This is a genomic window from Mycobacterium interjectum (assembly GCF_900078675.2).
GTDB lineage: Bacteria > Actinomycetota > Actinomycetes > Mycobacteriales > Mycobacteriaceae > Mycobacterium > Mycobacterium interjectum.
The window spans coordinates 2,715,054-2,729,579 of the sequence record NZ_LT546237.1 but is presented as its reverse complement, the minus strand read 5'-3'; the positions used below and the strand labels follow the sequence as shown (position 1 = coordinate 2,729,579).

Genomic DNA, 14,526 nt, shown 5'->3' with positions numbered 1-14,526 from the left:
TTGTCAGGTATCTCTGATTGTAAATTCACCTCGTTTATCGAGGAGATTTTGTTTGGAGAGTTTGATCCTGGCTCAGGACGAACGCTGGCGGCGTGCTTAACACATGCAAGTCGAACGGAAAGGCCCCTTCGGGGGTACTCGAGTGGCGAACGGGTGAGTAACACGTGGGTAATCTGCCCTGCACTTCGGGATAAGCCTGGGAAACTGGGTCTAATACCGGATAGGACCTCGAGGCGCATGCCTTGTGGTGGAAAGCTTTTGCGGTGTGGGATGGGCCCGCGGCCTATCAGCTAGTTGGTGGGGTGACGGCCTACCAAGGCGACGACGGGTAGCCGGCCTGAGAGGGTGTCCGGCCACACTGGGACTGAGATACGGCCCAGACTCCTACGGGAGGCAGCAGTGGGGAATATTGCACAATGGGCGCAAGCCTGATGCAGCGACGCCGCGTGGGGGATGACGGCCTTCGGGTTGTAAACCTCTTTCAGCAGGGACGAAGCGCAAGTGACGGTACCTGCAGAAGAAGCACCGGCCAACTACGTGCCAGCAGCCGCGGTAATACGTAGGGTGCGAGCGTTGTCCGGAATTACTGGGCGTAAAGAGCTCGTAGGTGGTTTGTCGCGTTGTTCGTGAAATCTCACGGCTTAACTGTGAGCGTGCGGGCGATACGGGCAGACTGGAGTACTGCAGGGGAGACTGGAATTCCTGGTGTAGCGGTGGAATGCGCAGATATCAGGAGGAACACCGGTGGCGAAGGCGGGTCTCTGGGCAGTAACTGACGCTGAGGAGCGAAAGCGTGGGGAGCGAACAGGATTAGATACCCTGGTAGTCCACGCCGTAAACGGTGGGTACTAGGTGTGGGTTTCCTTCCTTGGGATCCGTGCCGTAGCTAACGCATTAAGTACCCCGCCTGGGGAGTACGGCCGCAAGGCTAAAACTCAAAGGAATTGACGGGGGCCCGCACAAGCGGCGGAGCATGTGGATTAATTCGATGCAACGCGAAGAACCTTACCTGGGTTTGACATGCACAGGACGCCGGCAGAGATGTCGGTTCCCTTGTGGCCTGTGTGCAGGTGGTGCATGGCTGTCGTCAGCTCGTGTCGTGAGATGTTGGGTTAAGTCCCGCAACGAGCGCAACCCTTATTTCATGTTGCCAGCGGGTAATGCCGGGGACTCGTGAGAGACTGCCGGGGTCAACTCGGAGGAAGGTGGGGATGACGTCAAGTCATCATGCCCCTTATGTCCAGGGCTTCACACATGCTACAATGGCCGGTACAAAGGGCTGCGATGCCGCAAGGTTAAGCGAATCCTTTTAAAGCCGGTCTCAGTTCGGATCGGGGTCTGCAACTCGACCCCGTGAAGTCGGAGTCGCTAGTAATCGCAGATCAGCAACGCTGCGGTGAATACGTTCCCGGGCCTTGTACACACCGCCCGTCACGTCATGAAAGTCGGTAACACCCGAAGCCAGTGGCCTAACCCTTTGGGAGGGAGCTGTCGAAGGTGGGATCGGCGATTGGGACGAAGTCGTAACAAGGTAGCCGTACCGGAAGGTGCGGCTGGATCACCTCCTTTCTAAGGAGCACCACGAAAAGCACCCCAACTGGTGGGGTGCAGGCCGTGAGGGGTTCTCGCCTGTAGTGGGCGAGGGCCGGGTGCGCAACAACAAGCGAAAGCCAGACACACTATTGGGTCCTGAGGCAGCACTCGGGTTGTTTCGAGTGGTGTCCCCCCATCTTGGTGGTGGGGTGTGGTGTTTGAGAACTGGATAGTGGTTGCGAGCATCTAAATGGATGCACTGCCTGCGTGGTGGTGTGTCCATTAAATGTGTAATTTTTCTTTGGTTTTTTGTGTTTGTAAGTGCTTAAGGGCGCATGGTGGATGCCTTGGCATCGAGAGCCGATGAAGGACGTGGGAGGCTGCGATATGCCTCGGGGAGCTGTCAACCGAGCGTTGATCCGAGGATTTCCGAATGGGGAAACCCAGCACGAGTGATGTCGTGTTACCCGCACCTGAATATATAGGGTGCGGGAGGGAACGCGGGGAAGTGAAACATCTCAGTACCCGTAGGAAGAGAAAACAATTGTGATTCCGTCAGTAGTGGCGAGCGAACGCGGAACATGGCTAAACCGCACGCATGTGTAACCGGGTAGGGGTTGTGTGTGCGGGGTTGTGGGATTGATACGTCTCAGCTCTACCTGGCTGAGGGGTAGTCAAAAAGTGTCGTGGTTAGCGGAAATGGCCTGGGATGGTCTGCCGTAGACGGTGAGAGCCCGGTACGCGAAAACCCGGCACCTGCCTTGTATCAACTCCCGAGTAGCAGCGGGCTCGTGGAATCTGCTGTGAATCTGCCGGGACCACCCGGTAAGCCTAAATACTTCTCGATGACCGATAGCGGATTAGTACCGTGAGGGAATGGTGAAAAGTACCCCGGGAGGGGAGTGAAAGAGTACCTGAAACCGTGTGCCTACAATCCGTCAGAGCCTCCTTGTGGGGTGATGGCGTGCCTTTTGAAGAATGAGCCTGCGAGTCAGGGACATGTCGCGAGGTTAACCCGTGAGGGGTAGCCGCAGCGAAAGCGAGTCTGAATAGGGCGCATCCCCTTTGGGGTGTAGTGGCATGTTCTGGACCCGAAGCGGAGTGATCTACCCATGGCCAGGGTGAAGCGCGGGTAAGACCGCGTGGAGGCCCGAACCCACTTAGGTTGAAGACTGAGGGGATGAGTTGTGGGTAGGGGTGAAAGGCCAATCAAACTCCGTGATAGCTGGTTCTCCCCGAAATGCATTTAGGTGCAGCGTTGCGTGTTTCACCACGGAGGTAGAGCTACTGGATGGCCGATGGGCCCTACTAGGTTACTGACGTCAGCCAAACTCCGAATGCCGTGGTGTATAGCGTGGCAGTGAGACGGCGGGGGATAAGCTCCGTACGTCGAAAGGGAAACAGCCCAGATCGCCGGCTAAGGCCCCTAAGCGTGTGCTAAGTGGGAAAGGATGTGCAGTCGCAGAGACAACCAGGAGGTTGGCTTAGAAGCAGCCACCCTTGAAAGAGTGCGTAATAGCTCACTGGTCAAGTGATTGTGCGCCGATAATGTAGCGGGGCTCAAGCACACCGCCGAAGCCGCGGCAACCGAAAGGTTGGGTAGGGGAGCGTCCCTCATGCAGCGAAGCCGCCGGGTGACCGGTGGTGGAGTGTGGGGGAGTGAGAATGCAGGCATGAGTAGCGATAAGGCAAGTGAGAACCTTGCCCGCCGTAAGACCAAGGGTTCCTGGGCCAGGCCAGTCCGCCCAGGGTGAGTCGGGACCTAAGGCGAGGCCGACAGGCGTAGTCGATGGACAACGGGTTGATATTCCCGTACCCGTGTGTGCGCGTCCCTGACGAATCAGCGGTACTAACCACCCAAAACCGGATCGACCATTCCCCTTCGGGGGCATGGAGTTTCGGGGCTGCGTGGGACCTCCGTTGGTAGTAGTCAAGCGATGGGGTGACGCAGGAAGGTAGCCGTACCAGTCAGTGGTAATACTGGGGCAAACCTGTAGGGAGAGCGATAGGCAAATCCGTCGCTCATATTCCTGAGAGGTGATGCATAGCCGATTGAGGTGAATTCGGTGATCCTCAGCTGCCAAGAAAAGCCTCTAGCGAGCACACACACGGCCCGTACCCCAAACCGACACAGGTGGTCAGGTAGAGCATACCGAGGCGTACGAGATAACTATGGTTAAGGAACTCGGCAAAATACCCCCGTAACTTCGGGAGAAGGGGGGCCGGAATACCGTGAACAGCCTTGCGCTGGGAGCGGGATCCGGTCGCAGAAACCAGCGAGAAGCGACTGTTTACTAAAAACACAGGTCCGTGCGAAGTCGCAAGACGATGTATACGGACTGACGCCTGCCCGGTGCTGGAAGGTTAAGAGGACCCGTTAACCGCAAGGTGAAGCGGAGAATTTAAGCCCCAGTAAACGGCGGTGGTAACTATAACCATCCTAAGGTAGCGAAATTCCTTGTCGGGTAAGTTCCGACCTGCACGAATGGCGTAACGACTTCTCGACTGTCTCAACCATAGACTCGGCGAAATTGCACTACGAGTAAAGATGCTCGTTACGCGCGGCAGGACGAAAAGACCCCGGGACCTTCACTACAACTTGGTATTGGTGTTCGGTACGGTTTGTGTAGGATAGGTGGGAGACTGTGAAACCTCAACGCCAGTTGGGGTGGAGTCGTTGTTGAAATACCACTCTGATCGTATTGGACACCTAACGTCGAACCGTATATCCGGTTCACGGACAGTGCCTGGCGGGTAGTTTAACTGGGGCGGTTGCCTCCTAAAATGTAACGGAGGCGCCCAAAGGTTCCCTCAACCTGGACGGCAATCAGGTGTTGAGTGTAAATGCACAAGGGAGCTTGACTGCGAGACCTACACGTCAAGCAGGGACGAAAGTCGGGATTAGTGATCCGGCACCCCCGAGTGGAAGGGGTGTCGCTCAACGGATAAAAGGTACCCCGGGGATAACAGGCTGATCTTCCCCAAGAGTCCATATCGACGGGATGGTTTGGCACCTCGATGTCGGCTCGTCGCATCCTGGGGCTGGAGCAGGTCCCAAGGGTTGGGCTGTTCGCCCATTAAAGCGGCACGCGAGCTGGGTTTAGAACGTCGTGAGACAGTTCGGTCTCTATCCGCCGCGCGCGTCAGAAACTTGAGGAAACCTGTCCCTAGTACGAGAGGACCGGGACGGACGAACCTCTGGTCCACCAGTTGTCCCACCAGGGGCACCGCTGGATAGCCACGTTCGGACAGGATAACCGCTGAAAGCATCTAAGCGGGAAACCTTCTCCAAGATCAGGTTTCTCACCCTTTTAGAGGGATAAGGCCCCCCACAGAACATGGGTTCGATAGGCCAGACCTAGAAGCTCAGTAATGAGTGTAGGGAACTGGCACTAACCGGCCGAAAACTTACCAACACAAATCGCAACCACGATCCAGCTGCGCGACAATTGTCGCGCCGAACACCGCACCCCCCACCAGAACACTTGAATGAAAAATAAATAGAGTTACGGCGGCCACAGCGACAGGGAAACGCCCGGTCCCATCCCGAACCCGGAAGCTAAGCCTGTCAGCGCCGATGATACTGCCCTATTCGGGTGGAAAAGTAGGACACCGCCGAACATATACAAAAACACCCCCGGAAACGGGGGTGTTTTTGCATATTCCCTGCCGCCCAACGTCGAGTTGTTGGGGCGATTATCACCACAACAACTCGACGTTCGTCCGCCTAGTCGAACAATGTCAGATCCGCCGGCGCCCGCTTTTTCTCCAAGTCGAGCAGTGTGCGCTTGCGGTCCAGCCCGCCCCCGTAGCCGGTGAGGCTTCCGCCGGCGCCGATCACCCGGTGGCAGGGAACGACGATCGCGATGGGGTTGTGGCCGTTGGCCCAGCCCACCGCGCGCGCCGAACCGGGGGCGCCGATCTGTTCGGCGATCTCCCCGTACGACCGCGTCTCGCCGTAGGGGATCGTCAGCAGCGCCCGCCACACCCGCCGCTGAAATTCGGTGCCCCGCAGCTCGAGCTCGATGTCGAAGTCGGTGAGCTCGCCCGCGAAATAGGCGCCGAGTTGCTCGACGGCCGCATCGAACGCCCGCGCGTCGGGCGACCAGCCGGCGCGGTTCGGCTCGTAGGTCTGGTCGACCATCCGCAGATTCGTCAGGACCGGGCTACGCCCGGCCAACGTCAGCAGCCCGATCGGGCTCTCGATGGTGCGATAGCTGATCATGCGCCCTCCTTTGCAGGCTTTGGTGGCCAATGGTTTACCGGATGATCGAGGGTGGTCCACAGATGTTGGGTGGCATACGAGCGCCAGGGTCGCCAGCGGGCGCTGCGCTCGATGAGTTTCCGCTGATCCGCGGGCAGCCCGAGTTGCTTTGCGGCCAGCCGAAGTCCGAGGTCGCTGGCGGGAAACGCATCCGGGTCGCCCAGGGCGCGCATCGCGATCACCTCGGCGGTCCAGGGTCCGACGCCGGGCAGCGCCAGCAACTGTGAGCGGGCGGCCTCCCAATCGCTCCCGGCGTCCAGGACGACGCTGCCGTCGGCGAGGCCGGCGATCAGCGCGTGCAGCGTGCGCCGTCGAGCTTCGGGGACCGCGAGGCGGACGGGATCGATCGGCCCGTTTTCCAAGAGCTGTTCGACCGACGGGAAGGCATGTGTCAACGCGCCCTCGGGGTCGTGCACCGGGCGTCCGTAGGCCGCGACCAGCCTGCCCGCGTGGGTTCTGGCGGCCTTGGTCGAGACCTGCTGGCCCAGCACCGCGCGCACGGCCAGCTCGGCCTCGTCCACCGTCCGCGGAATGCGTTGGCCCGGTGCTTTTTCCACCACCGCGGCCAGCTCGGGGTCGCTGGCCAGCGCGTCGACCACCGCTTCGGGGTCGGCGTCGAGGTCCAGCAACCGCCGGCAGCGGGCGATCGCGGTGGTGAGGTCGCGGAAGTCGTCGAGTGCCAGCCGGCAGCGGACGTGGTCCACGGCCGGCGCCAGCGTCACGACCGCGCCGCCATGCGGAAGCCGAAGGCTGCGCCGGTAGGCGCCGTCGCGCACTTCCTCGCAGCCGGGCACGACGCCGGCCGCGAGGTGGCCGAAGACGCCCTCGTATGCGAACGGTGTGCGCACGGGCAGCCGAAGGCACAGCGCACCAGGGGGATTCGTTTCGGCGCCAACCCGCACGGCCGGCCGCCGGCGCAGCGCAGACGGCGTGGTCTCGAACACCGAGCGCACGGTGTCGTTGAACTGCCGGATGCTGGAGAATCCGGCGGCGAACGCGACGTCGCCGAACGGCAGCGTGGTGGTCTCGATGAGCAGCCGCGCGGTCTGGGCCCGTTGCGCCCGGGCCAGCGCGAGCGGGCCGGCGCCGACCTCGGCGCTCAGGAGCCGCTCGAGCTGCCGCGGGGTGTAACCGAGGTGGGCCGCGAGACCCCCGACGCCCTCCCGGTCCACGGTTCCGTCGCCGATCAGCCGCATCGCCCGCGCGGCGACGTCGCCGCGCACGTTCCATTCGGGGGATCCGGGCGAGGCGTCGGGACGGCACCGCTTGCACGCCCGGAACCCCGCCCGCTGGGCGGCCGCCGCCGTTGGGTAGAAACGCACGTTGCGCGCGAACGGCGGCCGCACGGGGCAGCTGGGCCGGCAATAGATCCGCGTCGTCAGCACCGCGGTGACGAACCAGCCGTCGAACCGGGCGTCCTTGGATTGGACGGCCCGGTAGCAGCGGTCGAAATCGTCGTGCACGGTTCCACAGTTACACCCGGCTGCCGACAAAACTGGCGGAAAAGCGACATCGATGTGGGAGCGGCCCATCGTCGCTAATCCGGCTTGTCCAATTCCGTGACAATCGTCTCCGCGAGCTGAGGCGGTGGGGTTTTGAGTGGCAGCACGGCCGGTCCTTGGTGGTGTCCGCCGACCACCCGGTTGGCCCATCGCAAGACACCGCGATGATTATGACCGCGCGGTCCTGTCGTTGATCACCTCGATCACCGGGTCGTCGTCACCGACGTCGAACCACCGGGCGACATAGCGGCGTTGTATACATCCTCGCGCTGATGTGCTTCACCGCTCGATCACTCTGAGTGAGGCCGGCCGATCGGTCAGGCGCCGAACAACTGGGTGATCTTCGAAAAGAGTTGCCAGACACCATAAGCGAACGGCAGCGCCACCCACAGCCAGGCCAGTGCGATGGGGGCGGGGCGTGCCGTCGTCGTCGGGTTCGTCACGGTTGCCTCTCCGGTTGCCGGTGGGGAATTGCCTCGGGCGCCAACGCTGCGCCGTCGGGCGGTGCGGGCTCATGGAATATGGGGGCCACGGGCCTGATCAGCTCGTTGCAGATCAGCCCGACGACCAGCAGGGCGATCATCACCTCGAACGACACGAGGTAGAGGTCGGGGCCATGCTTCCCGGCCGTCTTCTGGGAATCGGCGATGGCGTTGACGATGAGCGGGCCCAGCACACCCGCGACCGACCAGGCCGTCAGCAGCCTGCCGTGGATCGCGCCCACCTCGTAGGTGCCGAACAGGTCCCGCAGATACGCCGGAACCGTCGAGAAGCCCGCGCCGTAAAACGACAGGATGAGCACGGTGCACAGCAAGAAGGTGACCTTGTTGGTATTCGTCGTCAACACCAGCGTGAGATACAGGAGTGCGCCCCCGCCGAGGTAGAGGCGGTAGATGTTCTTGCGGCCCAGCGCATCCGACAGCGACGACCAGCCGATCCGGCCGAGCATGTTGGCCAGCGACAGCAGGGCGACGAACCCGGCGGCCGCCGAAGCCAGCGCGGCCGCGCGGGGCGCCCGCGGGAAGAAATCCTGGTAGATCGGTGCGGCCTTCTCCAGGATGCCGATCCCGGCGGTCACGTTGAAGCAGAGCACCGCCCACAGGAGCCAGAACTGCGGCGTCTTGATCGCGTTGGCTGCCGACACGCCGGCCGTACTGACCAGCGATCCGGCCGTGTCCGGCATGGGTTTCCAGCCCGCCGGCGCCCAACCCGGCGCCGGCACCCGGATCAGCAGGCATCCCATCGACATGAACACGGCATAGCTGCAGCCCATCACCAGGAAGGTCCGTGCGACGCCGGCGGTGCTGGTGCGGCCGAACGCGTCGAGCAGGCTGTTGGTCCACGGCGAGGCGATCAGGGCCCCACCGCCGAAGCCCATGATCGCCAGTCCGGTCGCCATTCCCGGGCGGTCGGGAAACCACTTGATCAACGTGGACACCGGTGAGATGTAGCCGATACCGAGGCCGACCCCTCCGACGACCCCGTAGCCCACCACGACGAGCCAGTATTGGCGGACGGAAACTCCGAATCCCGCGATCAGCAGCCCGCTGCAGAAACACACGGTGGCCACGACCATGGCCCAGCGTGGCCCGTAGTGGTCGACGCGGGTGCCGAACGCCGCGGCCGAAAGGCCCAGCGCCACAATGGCGACGGTGAACGGCATCGCGCTCGCGGTTCCGGAGACGTGCAGCGACTTCTCCAGCGGGATCTTGAAGACGCTCCAGGCGTAGGCCGAGCCGATGGCGAGGTGGATGGACAGCGCGGCCGGTGGAACCAGCCAGCGGCTCCATCCGGGTTGGGCAACGATTCTCGAACGGTCCAGCAAGCCAACGCTTGTCACGATGCACCCTTCTCCCGCGGGCGGAGCTCCGTCCCGTCGCCACTATTTGCGGGGTGCAACCTCGCGGTCAAGGCACGATTTCTATTGTCCGATAAGGGATTTCTATCGACAACGCTGATCGGTGTTGACCACGGGCGTTGTCAGCGCGGATCAGCGATCGGACCGGGCGGCCTCAACCGGGTGGGCTAGCCGCGTGGGGCGCTCGTACCCGCGCAGGGTCACGGTGTCGCCCAAAGACCAACGGGCACACTCGTCTTCGCTGGCGCCCTCGAGTGCGCCGGCGGTCGCAAGCAATTTGCCCGGACGGGACTTGGCCAGTTCGCACAGTCGCGCGGCCTCGTTGACCGGCTCGCCGATGACGGTGTATTCGAACCGCTCCTTGGCGCCCACGTTGCCGGCGACGACCTGGCCGGCCGCCACACCGATGCCCGCGTCGAGCTCACACATTTCGCCGGCAAGCCGTTCGGCAATGCGGCGCGCCGCGGCCAGCGCCTGGTCTTCGGGCGAGTCCAGGTGGTTCGGAGCCCCGAAGATGGCCAGCGACGCGTCGCCTTCGAACTTGTTGACCAGGCCGCAATGGCGGTCCACTTCCTCGACGACGATCGCGAAAAACCGGTTGAGCGCTTCGACGACTTGGGTCGGCGGTTGCGTGGTGACCAATTGAGTGGAGCCGACGATGTCGATGAAGACGACCGCGACGTGCCGCTCTTCACCGCCCAGTTTCGGTCGCTCGCGCTCGGCGGCCAGCGCGACCTCCCGGCCGACGTGCCGGCCGAAAAGGTCCCGCACGCGTTCACGCTCGCGCAGCCCGTCGACCATCGCGTTGAAACCACGCTGCAGCTCGCCGAGCTCGGTGCCGTCGAAGACCACCAGGTCGCCGCGCAGATTGCCCTGCTCGACGCGCTGCAGCGCCGCGCGCACCACCCGCACCGGTGTCGCGGTCAGCCAGGCCAAAATCCACATCAGGAGGCAGCCGAAGACCAGCGCGGCGAACGAGATGATCAGCACGCCGACCGCGAACTGGGTCTCGGTCAGGTTCCGCATCAGGATCTGGAACATCGCCAGCAGGCCGATGCCGATGACGGGCACGCCGGACCCCAGGAACCAGACCATCATGGTTCGGCCCATGATCCCCGCCGTCAGCCGTCGCGGCGGTGGCCCCGCCTCGAGCGCCTGAGCGGCCACCGGGCGCAGCGCGAACTCGGCGAGCAGATAGCTGCCGGTGGCCACCAGCACCCCACAGAAACCCACCGCGACGATGAACCGCGGGATGAACTGGGTGTTGACGAGGCCGTAGAGGATGGTCGACACCACCGCGCCGAGTCCCCACAGGACGAGGTCGGCGATGGCGATTCGCCAGGGGGCCAGGAAGGTGTTGCGCTCGTCGACGCGGGCGGGCTTGCGCTCGTCGATCGCCCAGCGCAGGGCGAGGACGGTCCGGCGGGTGATCGAATAGGTGCCCACCGCCAAGGCCAGAGCGATGTAGGCCGGCACGACCCCGAAGGTGAGCCAGGCCGGTGCGTCGTCGAACACGCTCGGTTCGGGAACGGCGACCGCCACGATCAGCATGACCACGCCGATGCCGATGAGGTTCGCGCCGAGAACCAGCACGGTCATGATGACCTGGATGCGGATGCGGCGACGTCGTTGGCTTTCCGACACCCGCCCGAGGAGCAGGGAGCCGTAGGCGGGCGTTTCCGGCAGGCGCCCGCTCTGGCGGGTAATCCGCTCGAGCACCCGGCCGATACGTTGTGCCATGCTCTTTTTGGCCGACATCGTGGCGCAAGCCTAATTTGTCGCCCAAGCTCTAAGGTGAGTCGGGTGCGCCTCGTCATCGCCCAATGCACCGTCGACTACGTCGGCCGGCTCACCGCACACCTGCCGTCCGCGCGGCGGCTGCTGCTGTTCAAGGCCGACGGGTCGGTCAGCGTGCACGCCGACGACCGCGCCTACAAGCCGTTGAACTGGATGAGCCCGCCGTGCTGGTTGACCGAAGAACTCGGTGGGGACGTGCCGCTGTGGGTGGTGGAGAACAAGGCCGGCGAGCAGTTGCGCATCACCGTCGAGGAGATCGAACACGACTCGAGCCACGATCTGGGCGTCGACCCCGGCTTGGTGAAGGACGGCGTCGAGGCGCACCTGCAGGCGTTGCTCGCCGAGCACGTCCAGCTGCTGGGCGAGGGATACACGTTGGTCCGCCGCGAGTACATGACCGCGATCGGACCCGTGGATCTGCTCTGCCGCGACGAGCGCGGTGGCTCGGTCGCGGTCGAAATCAAGCGCCGTGGCGAGATCGACGGGGTGGAGCAGCTCACCCGCTACCTGGAGTTGCTCAACCGCGACAGCGTGCTGGCGCCGGTCAAGGGGATCTTTGCCGCTCAGCAAATCAAGCCGCAGGCGCGCACGCTGGCCACCGACCGTGGGATACGTTGCGTCACATTGGATTACGACAAGATGCGTGGCATGGACAGTGATGAATACCGGTTGTTCTGACGTGCCCGACTAGACTGTCGGGCATGCCTCGGCGCCGCACACCGCCACGCCGGCAGCGCCCGGTTTCACTCCCGCCGGTTGCCCACCGGGTGGAGACGGGGCCCGACGGCTACGAGTACGAGGTGCGCCCCGTCGCCGCGGCCCGCGCGATCAAGACCTATCGCTGCCCCGGTTGCGATCACGAAATCGCTTCCGGCACTGCACATTTGGTGGTGTGGCCCGCAGACGGGCCGCAGGGGACCGAGGACCGGCGGCATTGGCACACGCCGTGCTGGGCCAACCGAGCCACTCGCGGCCCAACGCGGAAGTGGTCTTGAAACATCGGCATGACATTAGTGTGCGGCTAGCCGCGCACTGAGGGCCGAACGTGCGGCCAGCCGCTTCCTAGGAGGCCGGCTCGACCAGCTCGATCAGGACCCCGCCGGCGTCCTTGGGATGGATGAAGTTGATCCGTGAGTTTGCTGTGCCGCGGCGGGGTGACTCGTAGACGAGTCGCACGCCCTGCTCACCAAGCTGCTCACAAATGGCGTCCAGGTCGCTGACCCGAACGGCCATCTGTTGGATGCCCGGACCGCGCTTTTCCATGAACTTCGCGATCGTCGACGAGTCGTCGAGCGGGGCCATCAGCTGGAGCTGGGCGGTGGTCCCGGGGACCGCCAGCATCGCCTCGCGGATGCCCTGGTCGTCGTTGACTTCCTCGTGCACCAGGATCATGCCGAGGTGGTCGTGGTACCAGGTGATGGCGGCGTCCAGGTCGGCGACCGCGATGCCGACGTGATCCAGGCCGGTCACCAAGGAGGTTGCCAGGAGGTGACGGGCGTCAACTTGATCGGTCGTCATCACGTAACGGTAACCTGACGGCAAAGATTGCGCTTCTCCAGGATGCCGAATCGGCCGTCCGGGCACGCTCAGGAGGTACTCATGACGACGTCGGTGATAGTTGCTGGGGCGCGGACGCCCATCGGGAAGCTGATGGGTTCGCTGAAGGATTTTTCGGCCAGCGACCTGGGCGCGATCGCGATCGCCGGGGCGCTCGAGAAGGCCCAGCTGCCGGCGTCGGCGGTCGAGTACGTGATCATGGGCCAGGTGCTGACGGCCGGCGCCGGCCAGATGCCCGCCCGTCAGGCGGCGGTCGCGGCGGGCATCGGGTGGGACGTTCCGGCGCTGACCATCAACAAGATGTGCCTGTCCGGCATCGACTCCATCGCGCTGGCTGACCAGCTCATTCGCGCCGGGGAGTTCGACGTGGTGGTGGCCGGCGGCCAGGAGTCGATGACCAAGGCGCCCCACCTGCTGATGGATAGCCGGGCGGGCTACAAGTATGGCGATGTCACGGTGTTGGACCACATGGCCTACGACGGCCTGCACGACGTGTTCACCGACCAGCCGATGGGCGCGCTCACCGAGCAGCGCAACGACGTTGACCAGTTCACCCGCGACGAGCAGGACGAGTTCGCTGCGCGGTCCCACCAGAAGGCGGCCGCGGCATGGAAAGACGGCGTCTTCACCGACGAAGTGGTGCCGGTCGATATCCCGCAGCGCAAGGGCGATCCGTTGCAGTTCGCCGAGGACGAGGGCATCCGCGCCAACACCACCGCGGAGTCCCTGGCCGGCCTGAAGCCGGCGTTTCGCCGCGATGGGACCATCACGGCCGGCTCGGCGTCGCAGATTTCCGACGGCGCGGCCGCGGTGGTGGTGATGAACAAGGCGAAAGCGCAGGAGCTCGGGCTTTCCTGGCTCGTCGAGATCGGCGCGCATGGCGTTGTGGCCGGGCCGGATTCGACGCTGCAGTCCCAGCCGGCCAACGCGATCAAGAAAGCGCTCGGCCGAGAGGGCATCGCCGTCGACCAGCTCGACGTCGTCGAGATCAACGAGGCGTTTGCCGCGGTGGCCCTGGCCTCGACCCGCGAACTTGGCGTCGACCCCGAGATCGTCAACGTCAACGGCGGCGCGATCGCGGTCGGTCATCCGATCGGCATGTCGGGCGCCCGGATCACTTTGCACGTCGCCCTGGAGCTGGCGCGGCGAGGCTCCGGTTACGGCGTTGCGGCCCTCTGTGGGGCGGGCGGCCAGGGTGACGCGCTGATCCTGCGGGCCGGTTAGGCACCCACGCCGGCGTTGCTGGCGTTTGCTGTGGCGAAAAGTTTGTGATCTTGGTCATAACCGCCGATCAGGCCCGTTAGGGCGTCAGCGCGACCGGGTGGCTCGGCATCCGAAGCGCATGACAAACTTGACGGCGTGACGCGTCCGCGACCCTCGATCGGGCCCGCACTGGCCGGTGCGGTCGATCTATCCGGTCTCAAGCAGCGAGCCCAGCAGAACGCTTCCTCGGCCGGCCCCGCAGGCCCGGCGACGCCGGGCGGCACGGAGGTCAACGAGGCCAATTTCGAAGAACAGGTGATCGTCCGGTCCGACGAGGTCCCCGTCGTGGTGTTGTTGTGGTCGCCGCGCAGCGACGCGTGCGTCCAGCTCCTCGAGACGCTGTCCGACTTGGCCGTCGAGGACGGCGGCAGATGGGCGCTGGCGACGGTCAATGTCGACGTGACGCCAAGGGTGGCCCAGATATTCGGCGTCGACGCGGTGCCGACTGTCGTGGCATTGGCCGCCGGGCAGCCGTTGTCCAGCTTTCAGGGCGTTCAGCCGCCCGACCAGTTGCGTCGGTGGGTGGACTCGCTGATGTCGGCGACGGCCGGAAAGCTCAGGGGCACAAGCGGTTCCGGAGAAGTGGAAGTGGATCCGCAGCTGGCCCAGGCGCGCCAACAGCTTGAGGACGGCGATTTCGACGCCGCCAAAGAGTCGTATCAGGCGATCCTGGACGCCAACCCCGCCAGCGTCGAAGCCAAGGGCGCGATCCGGCAGATCGAATTCCTCACGCGCGCAACGGCGCAACGCCC

At 63.9% G+C, this 14,526-nt stretch carries 10 protein-coding genes and 3 rRNA genes; 7 read left to right on the top strand and 6 right to left on the bottom strand.

What is annotated here, in order from left to right:
- Positions 1 to 49 precede the first annotated feature (49 nt).
- The 3 genes from BN4348_RS47465 (at position 50) to rrf (ending at position 5,154) form a co-directional block, all read left to right on the top strand.
- Positions 50 to 1,569, top strand: a 16S ribosomal RNA gene (locus tag BN4348_RS47465).
- Between the two features lie 279 nt (positions 1,570 to 1,848).
- Positions 1,849 to 4,949, top strand: a 23S ribosomal RNA gene (locus tag BN4348_RS47460).
- Between the two features lie 91 nt (positions 4,950 to 5,040).
- Positions 5,041 to 5,154 (top strand): 5S ribosomal RNA (rrf, locus tag BN4348_RS47455).
- Together the 16S, 23S and 5S rRNA genes form the textbook arrangement of a ribosomal RNA operon.
- Positions 5,155 to 5,260: 106 nt before the next feature.
- Here rrf and BN4348_RS47450 read toward each other — a convergent pair.
- The 5 genes from BN4348_RS47450 to BN4348_RS47435 form a co-directional block, all read right to left on the bottom strand.
- Positions 5,261 to 5,758, bottom strand: a complete 498-nt coding sequence (locus BN4348_RS47450) for a methylated-DNA--[protein]-cysteine S-methyltransferase (RefSeq protein ID WP_066914669.1) — start codon at positions 5,756 to 5,758, stop codon at positions 5,261 to 5,263.
- Positions 5,755 to 7,260 (bottom strand): DNA-3-methyladenine glycosylase 2 family protein, encoded by a 1,506-nt coding sequence (locus tag BN4348_RS47445; RefSeq protein ID WP_066914668.1) that lies wholly within the window; start codon positions 7,258 to 7,260, stop codon positions 5,755 to 5,757. The genes BN4348_RS47450 and BN4348_RS47445 overlap by 4 nt, the downstream gene beginning before the upstream one ends.
- 356 nt (positions 7,261 to 7,616) lie before the next feature.
- Entirely contained in the window at positions 7,617 to 7,742 is a 126-nt protein-coding gene (locus BN4348_RS62200) for an MFS transporter small subunit (RefSeq protein ID WP_264033617.1), read from the bottom strand.
- Entirely contained in the window at positions 7,739 to 9,139 is a 1,401-nt protein-coding gene (locus BN4348_RS47440; protein ID WP_066914667.1) for an L-lactate MFS transporter, read from the bottom strand. Before BN4348_RS47440 ends, BN4348_RS62200 begins: the two co-directional genes overlap by 4 nt.
- Positions 9,140 to 9,289: 150 nt before the next feature.
- Positions 9,290 to 10,915, bottom strand: coding sequence for an adenylate/guanylate cyclase domain-containing protein (locus BN4348_RS47435; RefSeq protein ID WP_066914666.1), 1,626 nt, complete (start codon positions 10,913 to 10,915; stop codon positions 9,290 to 9,292).
- Between the two features lie 45 nt (positions 10,916 to 10,960).
- Here BN4348_RS47435 and nucS point away from each other — a divergent pair, with 45 nt between their 5' ends.
- A complete protein-coding gene (gene nucS / locus BN4348_RS47430; RefSeq protein ID WP_066914665.1) occupies positions 10,961 to 11,632 on the top strand; it encodes an endonuclease NucS in 672 nt (223 codons plus the stop codon).
- 23 nt (positions 11,633 to 11,655) lie between these two features.
- Positions 11,656 to 11,949, top strand: coding sequence for a hypothetical protein (locus BN4348_RS47425; RefSeq protein ID WP_084454284.1), 294 nt, complete (start codon positions 11,656 to 11,658; stop codon positions 11,947 to 11,949).
- 67 nt (positions 11,950 to 12,016) lie between these two features.
- Here the strand turns inward: BN4348_RS47425 and mce are convergent, their stop codons facing one another.
- Positions 12,017 to 12,475, bottom strand: coding sequence for a methylmalonyl-CoA epimerase (mce, locus tag BN4348_RS47420; RefSeq protein ID WP_096866170.1), 459 nt, complete (start codon positions 12,473 to 12,475; stop codon positions 12,017 to 12,019).
- 78 nt (positions 12,476 to 12,553) lie between these two features.
- On the opposite strand from mce, the gene BN4348_RS47415 reads away from it, so the two are divergent.
- Complete coding sequence (locus tag BN4348_RS47415) at positions 12,554 to 13,735, top strand: acetyl-CoA C-acetyltransferase (RefSeq protein WP_066914663.1); 1,182 nt, start codon at positions 12,554 to 12,556, stop codon at positions 13,733 to 13,735.
- A 135-nt stretch (positions 13,736 to 13,870) separates the two neighbouring features.
- The coding region (locus BN4348_RS47410) for a thioredoxin domain-containing protein (RefSeq protein ID WP_066914956.1) at positions 13,871 to 14,526 on the top strand (656 nt) is incomplete at its 3' end.